Raw genomic sequence first — 25,222 nt, 5'->3', positions numbered from 1 at the left:
GTGGTAGTCGTACACGCGAGCCTTGGTGCGAGCTGTAGCAGTGGAGCAACACCAATCACGGTATTGGCAACAAGGGCGCCGCGTAAAATCGTTGCGGCCCGGCCGATCGAGAATGCGAGGGCCTCGCGTGGAGGGAGTACGTCATGCTCGACGCGATCGGTTCTCCCGGCGAGGTGCTCGTCAACGTCCCCATCAATACCGGTGAGGCACTTTCGATGTTTGACAGCGGAGAGCCCGTCGAACCCGACTACTTGATCGGCATGTGGCGAGGCGCCGAGGTGCCGACGGGGCATCCGCTCGATGGCATCCTCGCAGCCAGCGGCTGGTGGGGCAAGGAGTTTATCGACTCGGAGACGGTGCATCCGTTGCTGTTTCGGAGTCGTGATGGCATGCATGCCTGGGCGATGAACCCCATCCTCGTACCAGTTCAGTTGGCGTTGAAGCTTCGCGTGCCTTCATTTGCGTATCCACTTCTGGGGCCCACGATCTCCGCGTTGCGGCCGGTTCTGCAGACCCGCCGGCCCAGGGCCCGGTTGCGTTCAATGACGTATCGCGGCCAGTCGACTGCCGCGATGGTTTACGACCAACAACCCGTCGTCGATGTGTTCCGAAGGGTCGCCGAAGACGTAGTCCTTGGGGTAATGGATCTGCGGGGCTCGGCAGAGCCGTATTTCTTTGTGCTGCAGCGGCATCGTTAGGCAAGCGCCGTCGGCGCTTCGAAGACGGTCCGCAGCGCCTCCTCGTTGCCCTCACAGGAAACGACTTCGGCGACATCGTCGAGCCCAAGAAGGCCGGCCGCCAACCCGAGAACTATCGATGCTTCCGCGCGCAGGACCGCGTCGAAGCCGCGGCCGTCGGGGACACCTACGTCGATACCGGCAGGGGTGGCTCGTACCTGCACCGCCGCGCCCTCGTCACCGTCAACGGCGATCCCGACTTTCACCGATTCGGCAGTGGGTGCGCGGTCGGCGAACAGCGCAGGCAGGGCCAACAGGAGCCACTCGGCGCGAAACTCGTCGCCTTCAGGCCCGCGGATCATCAGCGGAGTCGACCAGCGGATGAGCCCTTCGATTGGTTCGCGGAGTTCGGCGCCCCACGGAGTGAGCGCGTAGGTGATGGCGCCACCATCGTCGGCCAGCCTCCGTTCGACCACCCCCGCCGACTCGAGATCACGGAGTCGATCTGCCAACAGGTTGGTAGCTATACCGGCGACGCCAGCGCGCAACTCACGGTAGCGGGCCGGCCCGACCAAGAGTTGGCGCACGATCAGCAGATTCCACCGGTCGCCCACCACATCAAGCGCCCGGGCAAGCCCGCAGTACTGACCGTAGTCTCGACTCATAACCTCTCACTTGTTAATCTAAAGTGCACTTGAGTATATCAAGCAACCGAGAAGGGGTGCGGAATGACGGTCACGCACCGACCCGCCTGGGTCGACGACACACTGTTCCCGTTCGACAGCCGATACCTCGACATCGCCGGACACCGCGTCCACTACGTCGATGAAGGATCCGGTCCGACGTTGCTGTTCCTGCACGGCAACCCGACCTGGTCGTTCCTGTATCGCGACGTGATCGCATCCCTGCGCGATGAATTCCGTTGTATCGCAATGGACTACCCAGGATTCGGGCTGTCGACAGCGGCGCCCGGATATCGGTTCCTGCCCGCCGAACATGCGCAAGCGACCGCCGAATTCGTCGAAACCCTCGGGCTCACCGACGTCACGCTGGTTGCCCATGACTGGGGCGGTCCCATCGGGCTGGCCACGGTGCACCGACTTCGGCGCAGATTCCACCGACTGGTGCTGGCCAACACCGCCGGGTGGCCGGTCGACGCGCTGCGCGTACAGGTCATGTCCCACCTCGTGGGTGGCCCGGTAGGACGCCTGCTGATCCGCCGGTTCAACCTGTTCGTCAAAATGATGATCCCCGTCGGCCACCGTCTGACCAAGCCCACCAGCGCGGAAATGGCGCACTATCAGAAGGCCCTCGATAGCCCGGCGCGCCGACAAGCTTCAGCGGTATTTCCCCGCGAGATCACCGGCAGCCGTGCATTTCTCGCCGACGTCGAAGCCGGACTGGCCGATCTCGCGGCCCTGCCGACCCTGATCATCTGGGCCGACGCCGACATCGCGTTCGGCGACAACGAACTGCGACGCTGGGAGTCGACGTTCACCGATCACCACACCGTCATCGTTGAAGGAGCGGGCCACTTCGTCCCGTCCGACGCGCCCGAGCAGTTCGCGGCCGCGATCCGCGATTGGTACGGGACGTAATGGCCTACGACATCGCGCTGGCTGCCCGAGTGCGGGCGACGCTCGCCGGCAATCCCAGCGTGCGCGAACAACCGATGTTCGGCGGGCTGGCCTTCCTGTTCGCCGGGCGGATGGTAGTCGCGGCCAGCGGCCAGGGTGGGCTCCTGGTTCGCGTCGGCGCCGAGAACGCCGAACGGCTACTGGCGACCACCGCCGCGATACCCATGGAGATGAAGGGCCGCAGGATGCGCGGCTGGCTGCACGTCGAGCCGCAACATCTGCAATCGCAAAGTCAACTCGCAGAATGGATTGCGATCGGAACGGCCGCGGCTAGCTTGACGGAGTCCACGGGGTGAGCCGCGGTGTCCACGCAGGCACGTTGCGGCGATACTCCTCGTACTGTTCGCCATAGGTGCGCACCAACGTCGGTTCTTCGTACCAGCGCACGAACGACGCCGTCGCGATCCATCCAAGCGCGGCGTACAACACCAACCACAGGTTGTCGAACATCACCGCCTGGCCCAGAATCGCGACGAGTAACCCGACGTACATCGGGTTGCGCACGAATCGGTTGAAACCGGTCACTACGAGCCGTTCGGTCGGCGCGGCAGGCATCGGCGTGCCACCGGCTTTCACGAACTCGACGAAGGCGTGGATCGGCGGGATCAACCCGAGCACGACCATCGTCGCACCGATGGCCACCCGCAGTGTCGCGCTGGATCCGGTGATCTCCCAGCGGGTGATCAACCACGGACCCAACCCGACGACCGTGCCGGGGGCGACGACGAAGAACGCCGCCGAACCCAGCGCAGCGGTGCTGATGCGCATCTAGCCAGTATTGGCCGGAACCTCGGTCCGTTGGGTCAAACGCACACTGTTGCCCGACGGATCGCGAAAGCCGCAGTCGATTCCGTACGGCATCTGGTGCGGCTCCTCGGTGAACTCCACACCGCGGGCCTTCATCTGCTCATAGCTGGCCTGGCAGTCCGCGGTGGTCAGAAACACCGTTCCGGCAAAGCCTTTGGCGGTCAAGTCCAAAACCTGTGCATGGGTGGCGTCGTCCATCAGTGGCTCACCAGGCACTGCCATCAGCACGATCGACACATCGTCCTGCCCGGGCGGGCCGACAGTCAGCCACCGGAAGTTGGCCTCGGGTAGCGAAACATCCTCGCGCACTTCCATTCCGACCTTTTCGGTCCAGTACTTCAGCGCGACTTCCTGGTCGTGCACCCACAGGTGGGCACATGAAATCTTCATCATGGGGACGACGCTACGGTCAGCGGCCGCCGATCGTCTTCTCCCCGTGTGCTGTCTTGACGCGGCTGTCGGCGGGCGGGCGGGTGTCGCGCGCCAGGATGCAACTGGGCACCCGGGCATGCACCGACGCCGGCGGCAGGCTGGCCCGGTACGCGGCGGGCGGCAGGCCGTACACGCGCGCGAAACTCGTCGTGAACGATCCGACGCTGCCCAGGCCCACCAAGGCGCAGATGTCGGCGACGGAGCGGTCGGTGTAGCGCAGCAGCGCGGCCGCGCGCTCCAGTCGCCGGGTCTGCAGATAGGACCTCGGGGATTCACCGAACGTGCGGGTGAACATCCGCGTGAAGTGTGCCCGCGACAATCCCGCGGCGGCGGCCAGATCAGCCACCGTGATCGGCTCGGCGTAGCGCGCGTCGACCATATCCTTGGCCCGCATCAAATACCGGGACGGAGGCGGCTGCGCCATGCGTTAAGTTTAGTGGGCGGATGAGTTGGCTGGGCGGCCGCGGGATTCAGGGAGAACCTGGGTTTCGAGGAAAGTCCGGACTTCACAGAGCAGGGTGATTGCTAACGGCAATCCGAGGTGACTCGCGGGAAAGTGCCACAGAAAACAGACCGCCACCATTGCGGTGGTAAGGGTGAAACGGTGCGGTAAGAGCGCACCAGCACTCCGGGTGACCGGAGTGGCTAGGCAAACCCCACCCGAAGCAAGGCCAAGAAGGTCGCAACCTGGTTGCGGCCGCGCAGGCGCCCGAGGGCTGCTCGCCCGAGCCTGCGGGTAGGCCGCTCGAGGCACCCGGCAACGGTGTGTCCAGATGGATGGTCGCCGCCTTGCCGCCGTGGTCACACGCGGCGGTGAGGGACAGAATCCGGCTTACAGGCTGGCTCGTCCGCCCTAACCCCCTGAACTGCATGTTCAGCGGGTGGGCGCTGTCTCCGTCCGCAGTGCGTCCGCAGTGGCACCGAGCACCGAGTCGATCGCGTCTCGCGTGCGGTCGTCGGAATCGGGCCATAGGTGGCTGTAGGTGTCCAGCGTCTCGACCGCGCTGGCGTGTCCGAGACGTGCTTGAACCGTCTTCACGCTCTCGCCGTGCCGTATCAGCAGACTCGCGTAGTAGTGCCGCAGCGCGTGGAACCCGGTCCCGGTCGGGAGCTTCGCCTCCGCGACTGCTGGACGCCATTTGTGGCCGAACGTCTGCCGGGTGATCGGCTTACCCGCGAGGCTGAACACCAGCCCGTCGGGCTCGGCGGGAAACGCCGCGAGATGCGCCGCCAGCGCGTCCACCACGACCTGAGGCAAGGGGATCGTTCGATGGCTCGCGTTCGTCTTCGGTGGCCCGATTTCGGGTGGCTTCCCTGCCATCGTGACCAGTTGCCGATCGACGGTCAGCGTTCGCTCCAAGAACCGCACCCGGTCGACGGTCAATCCGAAGCACTTGCCCTGGCGCATACCCGTCCCGGCCGCGAGAGTGACGAGTGCCTGTAGTTCCGCGGGTAGCGCGCCGCGGACCGCGTTCACCTGATCAGTGGTCAGCGGCACGATCTGTGGACGCTGCACCTTCGGCAGTTTCGACCCGTCGCATGGATTCGCGACGATGCGCCGGTCTCGGATCGCCGCCTTCATGATCGTGGATACGACGCCGTGCACGACGCCGATGGTGGCCGGCGCCAGGTCGAGACCCTTCACCCATGCCTGTATGTCGCTGGGCAAGATCGACGAGAGTTCACGATCACCGAGTGTCGGGTAGGCGTGCCGACGCAACACGGTCTCGATGTGCGCGCGGGAGCTAGGACGCTGAACCTGCATCTGCCGCCATCTCTCTGCGTAGTCGCGGAACGTGACCTGGCCGGCCTTCGGATCGACGTACTGCCCGGTGACGACCGCCGCCGTAACCTCGTCGAGCCACCGCTGAGCGTCGACCTTCCGAGCGAAGCCTTTCGCGTATTCGCGACTGTTCTCATCGACATACCTTGCACGCCAACGGTTTCCCTTACCATCGTTGGCTGACGGTGTGCCGTCGGCTTTGCGCCAGCGATCTTCCACGCCGGACCGCCGGTTACGCTTCTGCGCCATCCGGTGCGCCTCCTTCGCTCCGTGCCTCGTCGATAACGCCCTCGATGGTCCAGTCGCGCGCCGCCTCAATGAACACTCGCGTCCCGAACGGAAGCCGATCGAAGAACTTCCCGTCCGCGCGGTCGAGCACGTCGAGAAATTCTCGGTGCGCAGAATCGTATTGCCGCACAGCAACTTTCAACTGATTGCTAGCTCGCGTCACGGCCTGAAACGCGCTGACGATCTGCACACTGCCCATCGGTAGGTCGTCGGCGAAGAAGTCGGCGGGATTGATGCGGAGCGCCGCGGCAGCCGCGGCCAACTCATCGACGTTGATCGGCCGCTTGCCGCCCTCAAGTCGGGTGACGGTGAGGGGGCGAATTTCGCGCCCCAAGCGAGCAGTCATCTCTGACGCAAGTTCGGCCTGCGTCATCTTCATCTCGCCGCGCACGGCGGCGATTCGCGCGCCGACCTGCTGGTTGGTGATGTTCTCCACACGAACATGTTGCACGGTGCTTGACGTGAAGACAAGCGGTAGTTACGTTGGCGGCAGCTTCACCAGAAGCACACCGATGTAACTTCACCAGCAGAAGGGAACCGGTCATGGCAGAACTGCCAGATCCGATCATGTTCGCGCCAGAACTGTCGACCAAACTCGGCGGCATCCCCCTCGGGACCATTCGGTATTGGGACTCCACCGGTTACGGGCCACGCTCGTTCAAAATCGGCAAGCGCCGAGCGTGGCGCACGTCCGAAGTCGACCGCTGGCTCGCCGAGCAGGAGGCCAGCACGGCGTCCGGTGCAGCTTCGTGACCACCGAAGCGCACCAGATCGCTGCCCGCCTGGCGTCGGCAAGCGAAGTGTTCCCGATCAAGAAGACCGACGACTGGGATTCGACCGCGCGCGTCAGCGCGGAAGGCGACGTCATCACGGTTGTCGTCACAGATCAACTCGGCCGCGCCAAGCGCGGATACCGGGCCGTCATCCAGTGCGTCGCCGAGGACGCACGCACTCCGGGCGCGCCGTGACCGACGACCACCCGGCCGTCATCATCGACGCACGGCGGCTGGCCTGCCTGTGTGATGTTGGCGCCCCCAACTACTTCGCCGCAGTGTGCGTTACGGCCACCGGCGAGGAAGTGCTGTGGTTGGTCAGCAGGTCCGAACTCGACAGCGGGCACCCGGCGCACGGTGACGCCAACCAGCCGCACGAGAAACTCGGCCGGCTACCGGCCGGCATACGTGAGCGCGTCTCGCCGGCGCCCCGCTGCGGCCGGCCGACGGCAGCGGGACGGCCGTGCCGAATGAAGGTCGCCAACCACGGCGAAGCCTGCGACGTTCACCGCAAGCCTCGGTGTGACGGCTGCGGGCAGATCATGTACCACCAGTCCGGCGGTTGGGGCTGCTTTGGATGCCACCCCGACCGGCATTGGACACCACAACAGCAGCAGCAGCAGAACCGTGGTGTCCCATGAGTTTTCCCAAGCACGAATGGCTACGGGCGGTCGCTCGGGACAAGTGCCTGGACGACTCCTACGCCCGCGTGGCGATGGACCTGAGCACTTCGACGTCGATCGACGACGGCACGTTCTGTGTGCGTCAGAAGACGGTCGCCGAGCGCCTGGGTCGCGACGTGCGATCCGTCAAGCGGGCATACGCCGCACTGAAACTCGCGGGCTACATCGAATGGGTCGCGGCCGGGAAACGAGGTCGTGGCTATCTCAGCGGCGACACATGGCGGTTGCGGTTTCCCCACGTCAGAAGTGGTGACTCCGGTGGCACCACTTACGGAAGTGGTGACGACTTTCCGAAGGTCGGAAGTGGTGACGATTGCGTCACCACTTACGGAAGTGGTGACGCCGGTGGTCAAGAAGTGGTGACGCCGGTGGCCATAAGTGGTGACGCCGGTGGTCAAGAAGTGGTGACGACTCAGGCCGCGGATTTGCCTTCTGAGCAGCGAGAATGGCGCCACGTAGTTCTTAATGAAGTTCTATATGAAGGTCTAGAGGGAGGCGCGGCGCCGGCCGAGCCCGAACCCCTCGACGCGGAGGCCGTTCCCGACCCGGCCAACGCTCTCCCACCCGAAGAGTCATCCAGGAACAGCGCAACGGCGAGCGACGAAATGGCGCCGTGGGTTCGCGGACCCTACGGGCCGCGGTGTCACAAGCACGTCAACAACCCGGACCCGCCGAAGTGTCCCGGCTGCCGTGATGCGCGAGAAGCCGACGAAGCCGAACAGGCGGCTGCTGCCGAACGCTCGCGCGTCGAGCGCCAGGCGCGCCGCGACGCAATCGCCGATTGCCCAGACTGCGACGAGTACGGCCAGATCGACCACGGCGCGGCCGGCGTCGCCAACTGCCGGCACCCGAACCTCTCGCCCGCCGCGGGCGACCAGGAGTCGGCATGATCCGCCGTCGCGACGCCAGCCATGTGTGGCTACCGGATCCCGCCTCAGAGAAGCCGTTGTCGTGCGGGGGCGCCCTTCCCGACGACAGCGAAGGCCGCTCCACCGGTCTGTTCGACATCAGCACGGATCCGGCGACGCAGGAACTCCGGGCGACGGTCGTAGTCCTGTGAGCACCTGGGACAGCGCGCGCGCACTCCTCGAAGGCATCCCCGCCCTGGACGGCGCCCGTTGCAAAAACCGCTCCGAGTTGTACGAGCGGACCAACGGCGAGCACCGCATGACCGGCCGCCTCACCACGACCGAACTCGAGTCCGCCCGATGCGCGGCCCTGCGGATCTGCTCCGAATGTCCGGCGCTGCGCCAGTGCCGCGCGTACTTGCAAGGCTTGCCGATGTCGCAGCGTCCCCGCGGGGTCATCGCCGGCCTGGTGATCACGTCGACCGGGCTGCCCGCGAAGACCAGGACGCCAACCCACCCCGTCGTCGAGGACCAGGACGACGCCCAGCGCGCCGCCCAGCCGCGCCCAGGACGCACCGAATCACACCGATGGCATTCGGATGCCCGAGAGGCGTCCCCGAACGCTCACAGAGCCACTGAACGGGTCGACGCCCAGAACGCCGCCGCGCTCATCTGCCACCGCGCCGACAGCGGCGACTTCACCGCGGAATGGACGTTGTGGGCCGACGTCGAGGAAGCACGCGAGGCCCAGGCCCCACCTAACGCCGTGCGGCCCGCTGTGTATCGGCATTCACAGCGTCGTGCCCGTCGACCGCACGGCGAAGCCCAGCCGCGGCCGGCCGTCGTCGAGCACCAGGACGCCGGCCAGCCACCCTGCCGGCCGTAGCCGCCGGCGCCGGCGCGACACCCAGAAGGCGACAACATGACCGCGGCGCGTGAAGACGACGAGTGGCGAACCGCCGTCCGCCCCCCCGAGGGATTGATCCGCGCCGGCGCCGTTGTGCTCACCGGGCCAGCCCTGCGGACCACGCTTCAAGCGGCCCTGATCGCGGTCAAGCACCGCCGAATGTCCGGGCTACCAACCGACCAATTCGAGGGTCTAGCTGCGGAGGTACACGCCGCCATGTCCACAGCCATGTCCGCCAGCGGCCAAACGGTCAGGTCTGAAACCGCGATCCGCGACACTGCGGACATGCACCCGACCGCGCCGACAGTGCCGCTCGAAGCCGCTGCCGAACGTCTCGGTATCTCGACCAGGCACGCGCGCCGGATCGCACCGAAGCTGGCCGGCCGCAAGGCCGGACGTTGGTTCGTCGACGAGACGGCACTACGAGAGCACCTGGAAAGGACCTGATGGACCAGAGAGAGCAAGCCCGACTCATCGCGAGTCTGACCGACGACGAACTGAGCGCCCTGCGCGCCCGCGCCAGCGATGCTGCACCGCCCGACGACGACGGTTACGCCGGCGACGCGGAACGGCAATTCCTCCGCCGCCTCTCGGCCAAACCCAATAACTGGCTCGCCGAAACCCTCGACCGGCTTTCCGCCGCCCGCCCAGCCAGCGGCGGCGTCGAGGACGACCGTGCCTTCCTCCGTCAACTGCTAAGCCACGCCCACGGCGGGCCACCCGAACCCCAGAGCACCAACCAACCCACCTGAAAGGCACAGCCCACATGGACATCACCCTCCGCTCGACCCTGATCGTCGTCACTAAAACCGCTGAAACACTTGGTGTTTCACTACCCGCCGGCTACATCGCCGAACTCGACCGAGCGCGCGCCATCGTCGCCGGCGCCGAACGATTCCGCGAAACCTCCGCGAGCCAACTCAACTCCGCCGTCCTCGACGCGATCGAAGCCGGCCGCGACGTCCACACCGACACGATCGTGCAGCGGATGATGTTCGACCGAAACCTCGTTGCCGGCGGCATCGAAATAGACGCCGACCAGCGCAGAAAAGAAATCAGCCACGCCGCGCTCCTGGACTACGCCGACGACATACTCGCCTCATGGGCAGAGTTTCTGCGGCCGCACGCCAAGGCCCTAGCCGACGCCGCCGAAGCCTTGCCCAGCCACGACCTGGCCAACACCCAACAGGTCGCGACGCTCACCGTCGAGGGCATGAAGCACCTGAGCAACGCCCAGATCGCCGTGAAGCTGTGGGCTGCCGCCATTCAAGGGTTCGGCGTTCTGGTGAAGACGGCGGGGCCGTCGTTCAACGGTCACACTCGGCCGTTGAGCATCACGCCCGACATCGGGCTTCTTGAGTTCGCGTCGATCCGCGACGAGGCCGTCCGCGAGCGAACCGAAGTGACGCCGTGGTTGCTTGCGCGGCACGGCATCCCAGTCGAGTTGGCCACGATTACCGGGTTCGCCGAACGTGTCGCCAACTACGAGCGGCAACGCGAGGCCGTCCAAGCCGAGCAGGCCGAGCAACGCAAGCAGCGGGTCGCTCAGACCTAGTTAGCCGGTCACAAGCAGCCGTGCGGCCGGCGCATCGGGAGCGCCATGGCGCCGCCCGGTGCGACGCCGGGGCACGCGCCGGCCGTACGGCCAACCACCACGACGACGAGGACCAGGGCGTGACAGAGTGTTACTCGACCACAACACCGTCGGCTATGCCCACTGCGCGAACCAGTCCATCAACTTTTCCGCGACTGCGTCGGGTTGTTCGTCTGGAATCCAGTGTGATCCGCGAACTACTTCGAATCGAAAATCTTGCGTCACGTAACGCTCGGACCGACGGGCGGCGCTTTCGAGGATGTAGCTATCACCATCACTCCAGATCACCAGTGCCGGAACGGCAACCTTTCCGACACGGCCCGACCATGGTGCTGCGCGATACCAATTGAGTGCCGCAGTGTAGGCACCCGGCTTCGTCATATCCTCTGCGTCGCGATCGGCGAGGTCCGGCTGTTGACCCCCAGACCTCAACATCTTGGCCAACCTCTTACCGCTCCGGGCGGCGCCGAGGTAGTACCACTCCGGGACCAATGGCAGTTGATAGAAGTAGGCGTACCACGAAGCCAGGCCCTGTCTGCTCGTCAACATCGCGTCTTGTAGCGCCGCCGGGTGCGGGCTGGAAAGCGACGACAACGTCCAAACCCGGTCGGGATACTTCGCCGCGAAACTCCAGGCGACCAACCCGCCGTAGTCATGCCCGACCAAGTGCACGCGGTCCGCCCCGCTTGCCTCCACCAGCGCGCCCACGTCTTCCACTAACTCAGACATCCGATAATCGCGGCGCCGGGTGGGTCGTGCACCGGGTGAGATACCTCGCTGGTTGGGTGCCAAGCATCGGTAACCCGAACTCGTTAGGCGTGGAATTATCTCGCCCCACGCCAGATTCGTCTGCGGATGGCCGTGCAGCAACACGACGACGGGCGCGTCTGCCGCCCCAGCGTCCAAGACGTCAAAGGCCATGTCGCCGCGACCAAACTGCTCCATCACAAGATCATCAAGCCTGGCACGCCATTCGTAAACGAATCCCGCAAATTGCGAGGGAGGGGTACTTCGGCGCCTTCCCACCTGACGTTGTTTGGAAGCGCAACTCGACCGGATCCCACTCAAGCAGACCAGGGGGGATGACCCGTCGAGAAGAAAGGCGGCGCCCCTCGTGGCTTAGGCGTTGCCCCCCCTGGTTTCCCACAAAAAAACAAACCCCTGGATCGGAGTGGGCCAGTGCCCCGTCGTGCTGACGTTGCGTGCACTCGGTGCGGCCGGCTGGTGCCGACGTATCCCGACAGCGCGCCGGCCGATCGCCGTCGCTGCGGGCGGTGCGTCAAGGCCGACGCGGCGCCGTGGCGGCACGGCACGCGGACGGGATACCGGCGGGAGGGCTGCCGCTGCGATGAGTGCCGCGCGTGGGCCGCGAAGAGGGCTCGGAAGTATCGGGCTGAGTACCGCGAGCGCACTGGCGCCGGCTTGCGCTCGAAATACCGACGCAAGGGGCGGGGCAAGTCCCCGACGTTCCCGGAGACGCGTTCGGCGACCCGTAAGCGCGACTGCTGAGTGTGTGTGTCGGCCTCTGGTGGCGTTGCGCAAGCGGCGCGCCCGCATGCGCGCAAGCATGGCGCGCCAACGTTCAGATGCGGGTGACCGCTCCTTCGGTGTCCACTTGCCACCGCCTCCCCGCGGTATCGGTGTATCTCACCGCTGCGTAGTCAGCCGGCGTGCCGGGCAAGGAGTCTTGCTGGTAGAGCACAAGCCATTCGTCAGGTTCGAGTGTGATGCCATCCAGTTCAGACTTGAAAGGAAAGCGGTCCTCGTGTTCGGGCCTTCGGGGAAACACGGCAAACCCGTTCACCATGTCGATGTCGAGATCCATCTCTTGACCGTGGTGAACGAATTTCACGACCTCGACGTCGAAGATTCGATCTGCACGGCGGTTCCGGATGCCCACTGATCCCATCGCCAGCGCAGGGCCGACGGCCTGCCTTTGACCCAGCATTTCGGCTGTGACTCGCACAAGACCGGCTTGCCGTTCAAGGTCAGCCTCTTCTTGGTCCTCCATTCGCTGCCGCGCCGCATCGGCGCGGCGGCGATCGGTCGTGGAAATCCAGAGCGCGGCGCCGGCGGCAACGAAGCTTCCGAGCGCCCCGAGCCACTGCCCGAAGCCTGTGTACCAGTCGACGGACTGCCCAAGGTTGCGCGCAATTTGGCTGGCTACGAACAGCGCGCCAACGCACAGGACCGTGATCGTAACTGCCCAAAACCAGTGGCTGCGAGTGCTGAGGAACCTAGCGATCCGATCGCGCCAGTCGGTGTTGTCATCGGTCGACACAACTGCTCAGTGTTGCAGCCCGCTGGCTCGGTAGGTCGTCCTGGTCGTCGGCGTGGCATCCACCCGACTGGTCTCGAAGGGCTGCATGCTTGTCGGGTGACGTCGAAGCGCGCCGAGTACATGTTCGCGCTCTACTCCGGGTCGCTCGCTGAACCCGGCGACCGCAACCCGTACGCCGGCGGCGAGTCGTTGGTGTTGCCGAAACTGTGGATGCGCGGGTACATGCGGATGCTGCGCGTCCGCGTCCAGACCGGTCCGGCGATGGCGCGATACCGCGCCGCGCGTGCCGCAGCGGAAGACCTGCCTGAATGACGGTGCGCCGCCGTGCTCGCCGCGGCCGGGTGTCGGACCCGGCCGATACCTTGTGCGTTGCGTCGATCTGCAACAACACGGTTGGCGGTCCTGACGTGACGACCAATCGCAGTGACCTAGGGTGAGCGCAACGGACTTGTGAGGGTGGGCGCATGGCTGACCGATCGGCGATCGAATGGACAGAGGCCACCTGGAACCCCGTCACCGGCTGCGATCGCGTTTCCGCCGGCTGCGACCACTGCTACGCTATGACGTTGGCAAAACGGTTGAAGGCCATGGGATCCGCGAAGTACCAGAACGACGGTGACCCGCGCACATCAGGACCGGGTTTCGGCGTGACCGTCCATCCGCAGGCACTCGACGAACCGCGCCGCTGGCGCCAGCCGCGCGTCGTCTTCGTGAACTCAATGTCCGACCTGTTCCACGCCCGCGTGCCGGTCAGCTTCATCCGCGACGTGTTCGACGTCTGCCGCGATACGCCTCAGCACACGTACCAGGTGCTCACCAAGCGCAGCTTGCGGCTGCGCCGACTCGGCGAAAGTCTCGACTGGCCAAGCAATCTGTGGATGGGTGTGTCTGTCGAGAACGCGGACGCGCTGCCGCGGGTCGACCATCTGCGCGACGTGCCCGCAGCCGTGCGCTTCCTGTCGTGTGAGCCACTGATAGGACCGCTCGAAGGGCTCAACCTCGACGGCATCCACTGGGTGATCGCCGGCGGCGAGTCCGGCGCGAATCATCGTCCGGTCGACGGCGAGTGGGTGCGCGGCATCCGGGACGTGTGCCAGGACGCCGGCGTCGCGTTCTTCTTCAAGCAGTGGGGTGGCCGCACGCCGAAGGCCGAAGGGCGGGAACTTGACGGCCGGCGCTGGGACGAGATGCCGGCCGCGGTCTAGCGCACTACCTTGCGGATGACGTGCTGGTGCGGCTTGGCCGTCTTGGTTACATGTTCGATTTCGCCCGACTTCACCAGCGCCCGGACCGCAGCCGTGTACGCGGTCTCCTTCGCTTCGCCGTACACGTCTCCGAATACCTCTTTGACATGACGAACGACTTCCTTCTGCAATCCGTCCTCAGTTAGCCGTCGCAGGTTGTCGGTGATGTGGGCGATCGCGTTCGCGTGCTCCCTATCGAACTGGGCGCTCACCGTGTCGAACAGCATGCCTTCTCGCTCGTCTGGGTCTGGCCCGAGGAAGTCGATCCACTTCTCGCGAGCCCTGGCACCAGCGTCGCCGAACATCCAGTGGCCGTGCGTGTCCATGGTTAGGAATATCAGGTAGTAGACCGGCTGATGGTGGATCTGCCGCCGTACTGGTGCGACGACGAAGCCGTACCCGGTGCCGTCGGTGAGATGCCTGGCGTATCCGATCGCCACGTCTCTGGCAGCCGATTCCCAGTCCTGGCCGCCGGATGCCTGATGAGATCGCAACGCCACGTCGCGCCACCAATCACCGCCGCACACGGTGTCTGCCTTGGCGACTCCACCCAGGTTGAGTAGGCCCTTCTTGTACTGGCCACCCGCTCGCCTGATCAGGTCTGCGCTGAAATTGAGCAACACCTCGGTCCGCGGCCAACGTCCCCGCGCACGGAGGATGCCCTTGATGGAGTCCATCGGGAGCACCGCCCCGCACGGATCGAGGAAAACGAACAGGCTGGCACCGGCGGCCAGCTGCAACGCCTCTCCGACGTAGTTTCCGCACTCACCCTTGTGACTGTCAATGTGGATTCCTCTGGCGCGGTACTCGTCGGCCACAGCGTTGAGTGACGTGTAGTCCGTCGGGTTCTTCTCGACCAGCAGAAGGTCAATCTGTGTGGTGCCCTTAGCCTTCTGCGCGGCAAGCATCATGTGCTCGGCAGATCCCGCTTCACCAGTGTCGAAGCGGCCACGGCCGGCAAATCCGTCAAACAAGACCGCCCGCCTCGGGTTGAGCTTGCTCGCCGTCATCGTCGCGAATCTGATGACGTACTGCTCAAGGATCGCGTGCTTGAAGACCGACTGTGGCCGGGGGCTTTCAAGCAGCCCGGCATCCGTTCCGGTGGGCAATCGCGATCCTTGGCCTACGCGCGTCTCGGCGGTCACTCATCGGCCGCGAGTTCGACGCCGAAATCCTACCGCCGCCGCCGACGACTGCGCGTAGATGCCGAGACTGCGTTCCGCGTGTCGAAGAGTTGGCCAGCAGCGGTGCTGAACGGGCGGGTCGGGCGGCGACGTTCAGCGACAGGGCGAAACCTTCTGGGTGCAGGTGCGGGGCACCGGTAGTCGTCCGCAGGCCGTCCGCAGTAAGTCCAGCAGCCGTCACCGACCACCAACAGAGCCAACACTCTGAACTGCCCTTTTCGGATCAACCAACACAGCCCGCGAATGCAAACGCCAAGGGGTCATAATCCGGCTTACAGGCCAACTCATCCGCCCTGCGGGGTCAGCGCGTCCGGCGCACCGCCTTGTCCAGTTTCTTCAGCGCATCGTCGAGTTGATCGCGTGAGCGACGCGCCAGTTCACCCTCCTGCTGGAACAGCAGACCGTAGGTGAAGGTGTCCTCGCCTGCGGCGTGCGCGGCGTCGGCCTGGCGGCTCAGATGGTTGCGGCTGACGACGCTGTCCTGGTGATCGCCCAACAGGGACTGGATGGCCTTCGCGCGGTCGGACACCTTGTCGGCACCCGTGGCGGCCGCCGAGTAGCGAAGACGCTTGGCGCCCTTGCGGATTCGGTGCAGTGCCTCATCCTTGTCGTCCTCGGTCGCCTTGCGAGCCGCCTTGGCCGCCTTGCGGACACGTTTGTACGCGGCGTCTATGGTGGTCGCGGGCTTCTGCTCAGCACCGTCTTGTGCGGGTTCGGCGGCCACCAACTCCTCCAGCCCCGCGAGCAGCCTGAAGTAACGCGGTGAGCGCATCGCCAGCAGCGAGCGCCGCAGACCCGCCTGGTACTGGCGCCTGGCGCCTTCGACCAACCGTTCGCGCACCGGTCCGCGCGCCAACTCCTCGGGCAGGTCGTCGAGTGCGCGCTCGTAGCGTTCGGCCAGCACCTCGGCGTCGCGGGCCACGCCGAGCACCCCGGCCAGCGCCCTGAGCTCATCGAGAAGCCAGGCGTTCGGTGCGCCGTCGGCGACACCGAACGCATCCTTGGCCGACTGCAACAGGCTGCGGATCTTGCGCGTCGCCACCCGCATCTGGTGCACCGAGTCGTACGAGTCGTCGCGCACCGCGCGGTCCCACACCAGCAGCCGCTCGATCTGCTCGGCGACCGCCTGGTGCAGCGGATCGCGTGCACCCCGGTCGTCGGTGTGCTCGTCGTCGTGGGGCTGGGCGCTGGCGAGTGCCCGTGCCAACTTCGAGCCGTGTCCCGCCGGCTCCGCGCCGGCGTCGAGCAGCCGGTTGGCAAGCCGGTCGAGCAGGTCGGAGCCGTCGTCCCCAGCGCCTTCGGCCAGTTCGATCTCCCATTCGCGCCAGCGCTGTTCATCGTCACTCCCGGCCGCCCACGCAGTGACGTCGTCGTCGCAGAACTCGGCGATCACCGCATCGTCTGCGCTGACGAGGTAATCGACCGCTCGGTTCGTCGTGATCCGCGCGACGGGCGCCAGCGGGCGGTCGCGCACGATCGCCGCCACCGTGTCGCGCAGTTCATCGGGCACCTCGTCGGTGGACGCGCCCAGCGGTGCGCGCACCTCGGTGCGCGCCCCCTTCTCTGCAGGCAGCTTGAGGTGCCAGCCCTCGTCGGAACCGCCCGTGCGCCGACGCAGGGTGATCCGGCGCGCCGCGAGAGCGCGCTCCGGCGTGTCGTAGTACACGGCGTCCAGCGTGTGCGCCGGCCTGCGCTCGACACGCGCGACCATCGCCAGGCCGTCAAAAGACGGCGAAACCGTCGATTCGCGGACGTCGAACTTGCGCTCGACCTCGGTGTAGCGGTCGGATTTGGCTGCCACACCGATCAGCGTGCCATATCGGCGTGACCTGCGCGTCTACGTCCCGCAGCGGGGTATCCGTGACAGCCTTCACAGACAAATGGACCTTAGAGCATGTTTACAGTCTTAGACTGTGCTTATGAAACTTGGAGGATCGATCGAGGAATACCTGGACTCCGAGGGCCATATTGTCGTTCCCGACGGCGCCACGCTGACGTCATATCTCGAGAGCAACATCGCCGATCTGGGCGATTCGGTCGCCTTCCGGTATCTCGACTACCGCGGGAATCCCGACGGCAGGCCAATCGAGTTGAGCTGGAACCGCCTGGGCGTCCGGCTGCGCGCCGTCGGAGCACGCCTTCAGCAGGTCACCGAACGAGGGGACCGCGTGGCGATCCTGGCGCCTCAGGGTGTCGACTACGTGGTCGGCCTGTTCGCGGCGATCGCCGCAGGCAATATCGCGGTGCCGCTGTTCGCCCCCGAACTGCCCGGACACGCCGAACGGCTGCGTGCGGTGATCAGCGACTCCGAACCGACGGTGGTGCTGACCACCACCGAGGGCGCAGAAGCCGTGCACCAGTCCCTGGAGACGGTCTCGCGTCACCGGCGGCCCCGTGTCATCGCCGTCGACGCGCTGCCCGACTCCGTGGGCGAGCTGTTCGCGCCCGTCGCCGCGGGCACCGACGACATCGCGTACCTGCAGTACACCTCCGGCTCCACCCGCACACCGGCCGGTGTGGAGATCACCCACCGGGCCGTGTGCACCAACGTCGTGCAGATGATCCTGTCGGTTGGGCTGGACCGCGACATCCGCAGCGTCAGCTGGCTACCGCTGTTTCATGACATGGGCCTGCTGATGGTGATGTTCCCGGCGCTGTGCGGCGGGCAGCTCACGTTGATGTCACCGATGGCGTTCGTGCGTCGGCCCTACCGCTGGATCCGCGAGCTCGCCGCCGAGTCCAAGTACGGTCGCACGTTCGCCGCCGCGCCGAACTTCGCCTTCGAGCTCGCCGCGCAGCGCGGCCGTCCGCCCAAAGGTGAAGATCTCGACCTGAGCAACGTCGGCGGGTTGATCAACGGCTCCGAACCGGTCAGCATCGGCTCGATCGAGAAGTTCAACGAAACCTTCGGCCCCTACGGTCTGGCGCCCACCACCATCAAGCCGTCCTTCGGCATGGCCGAGGCCACCCTGTTCGTCTCCACGATCGACCCCGAGGCCGAGGCCAAGGTGGTCTACCTCGACCGTGAGCACCTGGGCGACGGGCGTGCCGTCGAAGTGGCAGCAGACGCCGAAAACGCGGTGCCCCAAGTATCGTGCGGCCGGGTGGCGCGCAGCCAGTGGGCCGTCATCGTCGACCCGAACACGGGCGCCGAGTTGGCCGACGGTCACGTGGGTGAGATCTGGCTGCAGGGCGCCAACATGGGTCGCGGCTACTGGGGCCGTCCCGACCAGACCCAATCGGTATTCCAGAACAAGCTGGAGTCGCGGCTGGATGCCAGCCACGCCGAAGGCGCTCCGGCGGGCGCGTACTGGATGCGTACTGGGGATCTGGGCATGTACCTCGACGGTGAGCTCTTCATCGTCGGGCGCATCAAGGACATGATCATCGTCGACGGCCGCAACCATTATCCGCAGGATCTGGAGGCCACCGCGGCGGCGGTATCGCCTGCGGTGCGTGCCGGTTTTGTGGTCGCGTTCGGGGTGCCCGACGGGACCGGTGAACGGTTGGTGATCGTGGCGGAGCGCGCCCCCGGCGCCGGCAAGGCCGATCCGGAACCGATCGTCGAGGCGATCCGCGCAGCCGTGTCACGCCATCACGCGCTGCGGGTGGCAGATGTGAAACTGGTTGCGGCAGGCACAATTCCGCGGACCACCAGCGGCAAGCTGGCGCGCCGCGCGTGCCGGACCGAGTACCTGGACGGCAAGCTGGGACCCGTTGCCGGTTAAAGTCCAGGGGTGAGCGAATACGAGACCATCAAGTTCGAGCAGTCCGGGGCCATCACCCAGATCACGCTGAACCGGCCCGACGCGGCAAATGGCATGAGCGGGACCATGACTCGCGAGTTGGCTGACGTCGCCAAACGCTGTGACACCGACGCCACCAAGGTGGTGGTCCTCACCGGGTCGGGACGTTTCTTCTGCGCCGGAGGCGATCTGAAGGACTTCGCCACCGCGCCCGACCGCGCTCAGCACGTCAAGGGTGTCGCCGACGACCTGCACCGCGCCATCTCGAGCTTCGCGCGGATGAACGCCGTGCTGATCACGTCGGTCAACGGCACCGCCGCGGGAGCCGGGTTCTCCGTCGCCGTTACCGGTGATCTGGTCCTGGCCGCCGAGTCCGCGTCGTTCACGATGGCCTATACCCGCGTCGGGCTCAGCCCCGACGGCAGCGCCTCCTATTTCCTGCCGCGGCTGATCGGCATCACCAAGACCAAGGAGTTGATGCTGACCAACCGCACGCTTTCCGCGCAGGAGGCGTCGCAGTGGGGTCTGGTCACGGAGGTCGTCGCCGACGCCGAACTGGCCGACCGGACAGCGCAGCTCGCCGAGCAGATGGCCGCCACCTGCGCCGGATCAAACGGGGGAGTCAAACAACTGCTGCTCAGCACCTTCAAGAACGGCCTCGAGGAGCAGATGGAGCACGAGAGCCGGCTGATCGCCGAACGGGCCGGGTCCGCCGACGGCCGCGAAGGTGTCGACGCGTTCCTTGCTAAACGGAAAGCGGAGTTCGCCTAGAACGAGTGCTCGTCGGCGGGGAACTCTCCGCTGGCCACCTCGTCGGTGTACTGCGTTGCGGCGCGGCGCAATTCGGCACCCACCTCGCCGAACCGCTTGACGAACTTGGCCGTCTTGCCGCTGGTGAGCCCGGCCATGTCCTGCCAGACCAGCACCTGGGCGTCGCAGTTGGGTCCGGCGCCGATACCGACGGTGGGGATGGTCAGCTTGCCGGTGATCTGGGTGGCCAACTCGGCGGGCACCATCTCCATGACGACGCTGAACGCACCGGCCTCCTGCACCGCGATCGCATCGTGGATGGTCTGCTCGGCGGCGTCGCCGCGGCCTTGAACGCGGAAGCCGCCCAACCCGTTGACGCTCTGCGGGGTGAAACCGATGTGCGCCATCACCGGGATGCCCGCCGCGCTGATCGTCGCGATCTGCTCGGCCACGCGTTCACCGCCCTCGAGCTTGACCGCGTGCGCGCCGGTCTCTTTCAGGAACCGGGTGGCGCTCTGGAGGGCCAGGGAAGCGCTTTCCTCATAACTGCCGAACGGCATGTCGGCGACCACCAGCGCGTGCGGGGCGCCGCGCACCACGCCGCGCACCAGCGGGATGAGCTCGTCAATGGTCACCGGCACGGTGGTGTCATAGCCGTAGACGACGTTGGCCGCCGAATCGCCGACCAACAGCACCGGGATGCCGGCGTCGTCGAATATGGCTGCGGTGGAGTAGTCGTAGGCCGTCAACATGCCCCACTTGTGGCCTTCGGCCTTCCACTTCTGAAGGTGGTGAATGCGCGTTTTGGTCCGCGGTGCGGAGGCAGCGCCGTACACGGTCTGCTCAGACATCGTTGTCCCCTAGTGGGTGGGTCGGGTCGAATCCTCGAGGCCGAAACGGTCCCCGGGTTTCGTCTGACCCTGTCAGTCTGCCACTGCGGGCGCGGAAAGTTAAAAGACGGGTTGAGTGGATTTCCTCACACCCGTCCCTGACCGGCCTACGATCGGCGGCATGCAGCGGCTCAGCGGCCTCGACGCCAGCTTCCTTTATCTCGAAACCGCCACACAGCCACTGCATGTGTGCTCGATCCTGGAACTCGATACGTCGACCATGCCGGGCGGCTACACGTTCGAGCGGTTCCGCGAGGAGTTGAGCGAGCGGATCAAGGCGATGCCGCAGTTCCGCGAGAAGCTGGCCGACAGCCGGTTCAACCTCGACCACCCGGTGTGGGTGGAGGACCGCGATTTCGTCGTCGACCACCACCTGCACCGCATCGGCCTACCCGGACCGGGTGGACGCCGCGAACTCGCCGAAATCTGCGGCCACATCGCGTCTTTGCCGCTCGACCGCAGCCGACCGCTGTGGGAGAAGTGGGTGATCGAGAACATCGACGGCACCGACCCGTACGAGGGCGGGCGCCTGGTGGTGATGACCAAGGTGCACCACGCCGGCGTCGACGGGGTGACGGGCGCCAGCATGATGTCGCAGCTGTGCAGCACCGAACCCGACGCACCCGCGCCGGAGCCCGTCGAGGGATCCGGTGACGCCAGCGGACTCGAGATCGCCGTCAGCGGCGCGCTCCGCTTCGCCACCCGGCCGCTCAAGCTCGTCAACGCGGTGCCCGAAACGGTGACGTCGGTGGTGGACACCGTGCGGCGCGCCCGCTCCGGGCTGACCATGGCGACCCCGTTCTCGGCCCCGCGGACGGTCTTCAACGCCAACGTCACCGCGCATCGCAACATCGCGTTCGCCGAACTCGACCTCGAGGACATCAAGACGGTGAAGAACCACTTCGAGGTCAAGGTCAACGACGTGGTGCTGGCGCTGGTCTCCGGTGTGCTGCGCAAGTTCTTGGACGACCGCGGCGCGCTGCCGGAGCATTCGTTGGTGGCGATGGTGCCGGTTTCGGTGCACGAGAAATCCGACCGGCCGGGCCGCAACCAGGTGTCGGGCCTGTTCTCCCGGTTGGAAACCCACATCAAGGACCCAGCCGAACGGCTCAAGTCCATTGCCGAGGCCAATTCGGTTGCCAAACAACACAGTTCGGCGATCGGGGCAACGCTGCTGCAGGACTGGACACAGTTCGCCGCCCCTGCGGTGTTCGGCGCGGCGATGCGGGTGTACGCCGCGAGCCGACTCAGCGGGGCCCGGCCGGTGCACAACCTCGTCGTCTCCAACGTGCCCGGCCCTCAGGTGCCGCTGTACTACCTGGGCTGTGAGGCCAAAGCGATGTATCCGTTGGGGCCGATCTTCCACGGCTCCGGGTTGAACATCACCGTGATGTCGCTGACCGGAAAGCTCGACGTCGGCATCGTGTCGTGCCCCGACTTGCTGCCCGAGCTGTGGGATATGGCTGATGATTTCAAGGCCGCGCTCGACGAGTTGCTCGCCGCCACCCGATAGCCGTCCAGCCAGGACATATTCGGGGTCATGGCAGCATGTTGTGCCATGAGACTCAGGATCGGGGTCCTCGCGACCGCAACGCTGCTCCTCGTCGCCGGATGCAGCACGACGGTCGACGGACGCGCCGTCATCGCGGTGCCCAGGCCCGGCACGCCGGTGCAGTGGGAGCCGTGCCAGTTGGAGGGCGGCGCGGAGTCACGGGTGCCCCAGGGCGCCGAATGCGGGATGTTGTCGGTGCCGGTCGACTACGACAAACCCGACGGGGACGTCGCCCGGATCGCGCTGATCCGGTTTCCGGCCACCGGCGACAAGATCGGTTCGCTGGTCATCAACCCGGGCGGCCCTGGGGAGTCCGGGGTTGAGGCCGCCGCCAGCGTCGCGTCGTCGCTGCCGGAGTCGGTCCGGGAACGCTTTGACATCGTGGGCTTCGACCCGCGCGGGGTGGCGAACTCCACGCCGGCGTTGTGGTGCAACTCCGACGCCGACAACGACCGGTTGCGCGCCGACCCGCAGGTCGACTACTCGGAGGAGGGCGTCGCCGAAATCGAGGCGGAGACCAAGGCGTTCGTACAGCGCTGCGTGGACAAGATGGGCGAGGAGTTCCTCGCCAACGTCGGCACCGACAACGTGGCCAGGGACCTCGACGCCATCCGCGAAGCCGTCGGCGACGAGAAGTTGACCTACCTGGGCTACTCCTACGGCACCCGGATCGGCGCGACGTACGCCGAGAACTATCCGGACAAGGTGCGGGCGATGATCCTCGACGGAGCCGTCGACCCCAACGCCGACCCTGTCGAGGCCAACGTCCGCCAGGCAAAGGCCTTCCAGACCGCGTTCGACGACTACGCCGCCGACTGCGCGGCCACCGGACCGGACTGCCCGCTGGGCGACGATCCCGCCAAGGCCAACGAGGTGTACCACAGCCTGGTTGACCCGCTGGTGCAGGAGCCGGCCGAGACCCGCGACCCGCGGGGTCTGAGCTACTCCGATGCGATCGTGGGCACGATCCTGCCGCTGTACTCGCCGAACCTGTGGCGTCACCTGACCCAGGCGCTCAGCGAGCTGGAGGACGGCACCGGCGACACCATGCTGGCGTTGGCCGACCTCTACATGGGCCGCGACCAAAACGGCCACTACAACAACTCGACCGACGCGCGGGTGGCGGTCAACTGTGTCGACAAACCCGCGGTGACCGACCGGGCCAAAGTCGTCGAGGAGGACCGGCGGGTCCGCGAGGCAGCACCGTTCTTGAGCTACGGCGAGTTCACCGGGCACGCCCCGCTGAGCACCTGCGCGTTCTGGCCCGTGCCGCCGACCAGCGAACCCCACGAGATCGAGGTCGACGGGCTGCCCCCGGTGCTGGTGGTGTCGACCACCAACGACCCGGCCACACCGTACGAGGCGGGTGAGGAGCTGGCCAAACAGCTCGGCGGCACCATGCTCACCTACGAGGGCACCCAGCACACGGTGGTGTTTCAGGGTGACAAGTGCGTGGACGACATCGCCGCCCGCTACCTGATCGACCTGGAGCTGCCACCAGAAGGTGCCCGCTGTTCCTGATCCGGGGGGCCCCACCAGATCACATCACGGTCACCGTTGGATCGCGGCTGCGATCGTCGCCCCGCCGCCATGCCACGATGGCTGCCATGTGGCGGGTGGGCCGGTTGCTGGGCGTTGCTGTGCTGACGGCGATGTTGGCGTGCCCGAACGCCTCGGCGGCGCCGCCGGGTCAGACCGCCGCGCACTACGGGCAGTCGCCCGTCTGGGGTGGCTGCCAGCAGTGGGTGACCGACACCAGCGCGATCCCGACCGCGCAGTGCGCCACGGTCGCGGTGCCCGTCGACTGGGATGAGGCGGCCAATCCGCAAGCGGCCCAAGCGCAGTTGGCGGTGATCCGAATACCGGCCAGCGGCGACCGGATCGGCGTGCTGATGGTGAACCCCGGCGGTCCTGGCGCGTCGGCAGTGAACACCGTCGCGGGGATGGGAGCCGCCCTGGCCGGCAGTGAAATCGGGCGGCACTTCGATCTGGTCGGCTTCGACCCCCGCGGCGTCGGGCATTCCACCCCGCAGTTGCGCTGCCGCACCGACGCCGAGTTCGACGCCTTCCGCCGCGAACCGATGGTCGACTACAGCCCGGCGGGCGTCGCACGCATCGAGCAGCTGTACGCACAGCTCACGCAGATGTGCGTCGACAAGATGGGCACCGACTTTTTGGCCAACGTCGGCACCGCGTCGGCGGCACGCGATATGGACGTCGTGCGCGCCGCCCTCGGCGAAGACGCGATCAACTATCTGGGCTTCTCCTACGGCACCCAGCTCGGCACGGCCTACGCCGAACACTTCGGCGACCGGGTGCGCACGATGGTGCTCGACGGCGCGGTCAACCCCGGGCTGGACCCGATCGCCGCCCGGATCCGCCAGATGGCCGGTTTCCAAGAGGCTTTCGAGAAGTATGCGGCGGACTGCGCGCAGTCGGCGGGCTGTCCGCTGGGCACCGACCCGACGCAGTTCGTCGCCCGCTACCGCCAGTTGGTGAACCCGTTGGCGCAGCGACCGGCCTACACTTCGGATCCACGCGGCCTGAGCTACGCCGACGCGATCACCGGAACGGTCAACGCGCTCTACTCCCAGCGGTATTGGACGTATCTGACCAGCGGGCTGCTGGGATTGGCGCGTGGCACCGACGCCGGTGATCTGCTGCTGTTGGCCGACGACTACCACCGCCGCGACAAGTCAGGGCACTACAGCAACCAGCAGGACGCGTTTCTGGCCATCCGCTGCGTCGATGCGCCGTACCCGACCGACACCGCGTCCTGGGTGGCGGCCGACGCCCAGATCCGGCAGGTGGCGCCGTTCATGGCCTACGGCGCCTTCACCGGGTTCGCGCCGCGTGATCTGTGCGCGATGTGGCCGGTGCCGCCGACGTCGTCGCCGCGGCCCGCGTCCACACCCGGCCCCGGCAAGGCCGTGGTGGTGTCGACCACCGGCGATCCGGCCACGCCGTACCAGGCCGGCGTCGACCTGGCGCGTCAGCTGCAGGCGCCGTTGATCACGTTCGAGGGCACCCAGCACACAGTGGTGTTCAACGGCGACGCGTGTGTGGACACTGCGGTGGTGAACTACCTGGTCGACCTGACGGTCCCGCCCGACGGCCTGCGGTGCTGACCGCGCACATCCGCAGCG

Annotated in this window: 30 protein-coding genes and 1 other RNA gene; 20 read left to right on the top strand and 11 right to left on the bottom strand. The window is 66.4% G+C overall.

From position 1 onward, the window contains the following. The first annotated feature begins 143 nt into the window (after nucleotides 1-143). On the top strand, nucleotides 144-698 hold the full coding sequence (locus tag ABQF13_RS18925; RefSeq protein ID WP_448394308.1) for a DUF4334 domain-containing protein: 555 nt from the start codon (nucleotides 144-146) through the stop codon (nucleotides 696-698). On the opposite strand, the gene ABQF13_RS18920 is transcribed toward ABQF13_RS18925, so the two are convergent. Further along, entirely contained in the window at nucleotides 695-1,342 is a 648-nt protein-coding gene (locus ABQF13_RS18920; protein WP_448394307.1) for a winged helix-turn-helix transcriptional regulator, read from the bottom strand. The genes ABQF13_RS18925 and ABQF13_RS18920 overlap by 4 nt on opposite strands. Before the next feature lie 63 nt (nucleotides 1,343-1,405). Here ABQF13_RS18920 and ABQF13_RS18915 point away from each other — a divergent pair, with 63 nt between their 5' ends. Further along, complete coding sequence (locus tag ABQF13_RS18915) at nucleotides 1,406-2,275, top strand: alpha/beta fold hydrolase (RefSeq protein WP_448394306.1); 870 nt, start codon at nucleotides 1,406-1,408, stop codon at nucleotides 2,273-2,275. Next, on the top strand, nucleotides 2,275-2,610 hold the full coding sequence (locus tag ABQF13_RS18910) for a TfoX/Sxy family protein (protein WP_448394305.1): 336 nt from the start codon (nucleotides 2,275-2,277) through the stop codon (nucleotides 2,608-2,610). The genes ABQF13_RS18915 and ABQF13_RS18910 overlap by 1 nt, the downstream gene beginning before the upstream one ends. On the opposite strand, the gene ABQF13_RS18905 is transcribed toward ABQF13_RS18910, so the two are convergent. From ABQF13_RS18905 to ABQF13_RS18895, 3 genes are read right to left on the bottom strand one after another with little or no spacing between them, the layout of a single operon-like run. Next, nucleotides 2,585-3,082 carry a methyltransferase family protein gene (locus ABQF13_RS18905; RefSeq protein ID WP_448394304.1) on the bottom strand — a complete coding sequence of 166 codons (498 nt, stop codon included), beginning with the start codon at nucleotides 3,080-3,082 and terminating at the stop codon, nucleotides 2,585-2,587. The genes ABQF13_RS18910 and ABQF13_RS18905 overlap by 26 nt on opposite strands. Further along, nucleotides 3,083-3,514: a VOC family protein gene (locus ABQF13_RS18900; RefSeq protein ID WP_448394303.1), complete on the bottom strand. Its 432-nt coding sequence runs from the start codon at nucleotides 3,512-3,514 to the stop codon at nucleotides 3,083-3,085. 16 nt (nucleotides 3,515-3,530) lie between these two features. Continuing rightward, nucleotides 3,531-3,977, bottom strand: a complete 447-nt coding sequence (locus ABQF13_RS18895; protein WP_448394302.1) for a helix-turn-helix domain-containing protein — start codon at nucleotides 3,975-3,977, stop codon at nucleotides 3,531-3,533. A 21-nt stretch (nucleotides 3,978-3,998) separates the two neighbouring features. Between ABQF13_RS18895 and rnpB the strand changes: the two genes are divergently transcribed. Continuing rightward, an RNA gene (gene rnpB, locus ABQF13_RS18890) (RNase P RNA component class A) lies at nucleotides 3,999-4,404 on the top strand. 23 nt (nucleotides 4,405-4,427) lie between these two features. Here the strand turns inward: rnpB and ABQF13_RS18885 are convergent. Next, entirely contained in the window at nucleotides 4,428-5,585 is a 1,158-nt protein-coding gene (locus ABQF13_RS18885) for a tyrosine-type recombinase/integrase (RefSeq protein WP_448394301.1), read from the bottom strand. Then, the gene (locus ABQF13_RS18880) at nucleotides 5,569-6,060 is read right to left on the bottom strand and encodes a helix-turn-helix domain-containing protein (RefSeq protein ID WP_448394300.1); all 492 of its coding nucleotides are present in this window, start codon (nucleotides 6,058-6,060) and stop codon (nucleotides 5,569-5,571) included. Before ABQF13_RS18880 ends, ABQF13_RS18885 begins: the two co-directional genes overlap by 17 nt. 107 nt (nucleotides 6,061-6,167) lie before the next feature. Between ABQF13_RS18880 and ABQF13_RS18875 the strand changes: the two genes are divergently transcribed. The 9 genes from ABQF13_RS18875 to ABQF13_RS18835 are packed head-to-tail and all read left to right on the top strand — an operon-like array spanning nucleotide 6,168 to nucleotide 10,390. Further along, nucleotides 6,168-6,377 carry a helix-turn-helix transcriptional regulator gene (locus ABQF13_RS18875; RefSeq protein ID WP_268785757.1) on the top strand — a complete coding sequence of 70 codons (210 nt, stop codon included), beginning with the start codon at nucleotides 6,168-6,170 and terminating at the stop codon, nucleotides 6,375-6,377. After that, nucleotides 6,374-6,592: a hypothetical protein gene (locus tag ABQF13_RS18870; RefSeq protein WP_448394299.1), complete on the top strand. Its 219-nt coding sequence runs from the start codon at nucleotides 6,374-6,376 to the stop codon at nucleotides 6,590-6,592. Before ABQF13_RS18875 ends, ABQF13_RS18870 begins: the two co-directional genes overlap by 4 nt. After that, nucleotides 6,589-7,038, top strand: coding sequence for a hypothetical protein (locus tag ABQF13_RS18865; protein ID WP_448394298.1), 450 nt, complete (start codon nucleotides 6,589-6,591; stop codon nucleotides 7,036-7,038). Before ABQF13_RS18870 ends, ABQF13_RS18865 begins: the two co-directional genes overlap by 4 nt. Then, entirely contained in the window at nucleotides 7,035-7,970 is a 936-nt protein-coding gene (locus tag ABQF13_RS18860) for a hypothetical protein (protein ID WP_448394297.1), read from the top strand. Before ABQF13_RS18865 ends, ABQF13_RS18860 begins: the two co-directional genes overlap by 4 nt. Then, on the top strand, nucleotides 7,967-8,140 hold the full coding sequence (locus tag ABQF13_RS18855; RefSeq protein ID WP_448394296.1) for a hypothetical protein: 174 nt from the start codon (nucleotides 7,967-7,969) through the stop codon (nucleotides 8,138-8,140). The genes ABQF13_RS18860 and ABQF13_RS18855 overlap by 4 nt, the downstream gene beginning before the upstream one ends. After that, the gene (locus ABQF13_RS18850; protein WP_448394295.1) at nucleotides 8,137-8,814 is read left to right on the top strand and encodes a hypothetical protein; all 678 of its coding nucleotides are present in this window, start codon (nucleotides 8,137-8,139) and stop codon (nucleotides 8,812-8,814) included. Before ABQF13_RS18855 ends, ABQF13_RS18850 begins: the two co-directional genes overlap by 4 nt. Before the next feature lie 36 nt (nucleotides 8,815-8,850). Further along, nucleotides 8,851-9,282: a hypothetical protein gene (locus ABQF13_RS18845; protein WP_448394294.1), complete on the top strand. Its 432-nt coding sequence runs from the start codon at nucleotides 8,851-8,853 to the stop codon at nucleotides 9,280-9,282. Next, nucleotides 9,282-9,587, top strand: coding sequence for a hypothetical protein (locus ABQF13_RS18840; protein WP_448394293.1), 306 nt, complete (start codon nucleotides 9,282-9,284; stop codon nucleotides 9,585-9,587). The genes ABQF13_RS18845 and ABQF13_RS18840 overlap by 1 nt, the downstream gene beginning before the upstream one ends. Nucleotides 9,588-9,601: 14 nt before the next feature. Next, nucleotides 9,602-10,390, top strand: coding sequence for a hypothetical protein (locus ABQF13_RS18835; RefSeq protein ID WP_448394292.1), 789 nt, complete (start codon nucleotides 9,602-9,604; stop codon nucleotides 10,388-10,390). A gap of 153 nt (nucleotides 10,391-10,543) precedes the next feature. On the opposite strand, the gene ABQF13_RS18830 is transcribed toward ABQF13_RS18835, so the two are convergent. After that, complete coding sequence (locus tag ABQF13_RS18830) at nucleotides 10,544-11,350, bottom strand: alpha/beta fold hydrolase (protein WP_448394321.1); 807 nt, start codon at nucleotides 11,348-11,350, stop codon at nucleotides 10,544-10,546. A gap of 661 nt (nucleotides 11,351-12,011) precedes the next feature. Beyond that, nucleotides 12,012-12,710, bottom strand: coding sequence for a hypothetical protein (locus tag ABQF13_RS18825; protein WP_448394291.1), 699 nt, complete (start codon nucleotides 12,708-12,710; stop codon nucleotides 12,012-12,014). Nucleotides 12,711-12,806: 96 nt separating this feature from the next. Between ABQF13_RS18825 and ABQF13_RS18820 the strand changes: the two genes are divergently transcribed. Both ABQF13_RS18820 and ABQF13_RS18815 read left to right on the top strand, forming a co-directional pair. Further along, complete coding sequence (locus tag ABQF13_RS18820) at nucleotides 12,807-13,022, top strand: ribosome modulation factor (protein WP_448394290.1); 216 nt, start codon at nucleotides 12,807-12,809, stop codon at nucleotides 13,020-13,022. Nucleotides 13,023-13,174: 152 nt separating this feature from the next. Next, the gene (locus ABQF13_RS18815; protein ID WP_448394289.1) at nucleotides 13,175-13,915 is read left to right on the top strand and encodes a DUF5131 family protein; all 741 of its coding nucleotides are present in this window, start codon (nucleotides 13,175-13,177) and stop codon (nucleotides 13,913-13,915) included. Here ABQF13_RS18815 and tcmP read toward each other — a convergent pair. Further along, nucleotides 13,912-15,063, bottom strand: coding sequence for a three-Cys-motif partner protein TcmP (tcmP, locus tag ABQF13_RS18810; RefSeq protein ID WP_448394288.1), 1,152 nt, complete (start codon nucleotides 15,061-15,063; stop codon nucleotides 13,912-13,914). The two genes, ABQF13_RS18815 and tcmP, sit on opposite strands and share 4 nt — an antisense overlap. A gap of 376 nt (nucleotides 15,064-15,439) precedes the next feature. After that, nucleotides 15,440-16,939 carry a CYTH and CHAD domain-containing protein gene (locus ABQF13_RS18805; RefSeq protein ID WP_448394287.1) on the bottom strand — a complete coding sequence of 500 codons (1,500 nt, stop codon included), beginning with the start codon at nucleotides 16,937-16,939 and terminating at the stop codon, nucleotides 15,440-15,442. 118 nt (nucleotides 16,940-17,057) lie between these two features. Here ABQF13_RS18805 and ABQF13_RS18800 point away from each other — a divergent pair, with 118 nt between their 5' ends. Together ABQF13_RS18800 and ABQF13_RS18795 are read left to right on the top strand one after the other, a co-directional pair. Continuing rightward, nucleotides 17,058-18,866: a fatty acyl-AMP ligase gene (locus ABQF13_RS18800; RefSeq protein WP_448394286.1), complete on the top strand. Its 1,809-nt coding sequence runs from the start codon at nucleotides 17,058-17,060 to the stop codon at nucleotides 18,864-18,866. Nucleotides 18,867-18,875: 9 nt separating this feature from the next. Continuing rightward, nucleotides 18,876-19,655 carry an enoyl-CoA hydratase/isomerase family protein gene (locus ABQF13_RS18795; protein WP_448394285.1) on the top strand — a complete coding sequence of 260 codons (780 nt, stop codon included), beginning with the start codon at nucleotides 18,876-18,878 and terminating at the stop codon, nucleotides 19,653-19,655. Here the strand turns inward: ABQF13_RS18795 and panB are convergent. Beyond that, a complete protein-coding gene (gene panB / locus ABQF13_RS18790; RefSeq protein ID WP_448394284.1) occupies nucleotides 19,652-20,485 on the bottom strand; it encodes a 3-methyl-2-oxobutanoate hydroxymethyltransferase in 834 nt (277 codons plus the stop codon). The genes ABQF13_RS18795 and panB overlap by 4 nt on opposite strands. 160 nt (nucleotides 20,486-20,645) lie before the next feature. Between panB and ABQF13_RS18785 the strand changes: the two genes are divergently transcribed. The 3 genes from ABQF13_RS18785 to ABQF13_RS18775 all read left to right on the top strand — a co-directional run bounded on the left by ABQF13_RS18785 (nucleotide 20,646) and on the right by ABQF13_RS18775 (nucleotide 25,204). Beyond that, complete coding sequence (locus ABQF13_RS18785) at nucleotides 20,646-22,037, top strand: WS/DGAT/MGAT family O-acyltransferase (protein ID WP_448394283.1); 1,392 nt, start codon at nucleotides 20,646-20,648, stop codon at nucleotides 22,035-22,037. Between the two features lie 45 nt (nucleotides 22,038-22,082). Further along, entirely contained in the window at nucleotides 22,083-23,597 is a 1,515-nt protein-coding gene (locus tag ABQF13_RS18780; RefSeq protein ID WP_448394282.1) for an alpha/beta hydrolase, read from the top strand. A 77-nt stretch (nucleotides 23,598-23,674) separates the two neighbouring features. Continuing rightward, nucleotides 23,675-25,204: an alpha/beta hydrolase gene (locus ABQF13_RS18775; protein ID WP_448394281.1), complete on the top strand. Its 1,530-nt coding sequence runs from the start codon at nucleotides 23,675-23,677 to the stop codon at nucleotides 25,202-25,204. Nucleotides 25,205-25,222: the final 18 nt, after the last annotated feature.

The sequence above is a fragment of the Mycolicibacterium sp. XJ879 genome, from assembly GCF_053483935.1.
The sequence above is the reverse complement of the archived record's forward strand: the minus strand, read 5'-3'. Positions and strand labels throughout refer to the sequence as shown.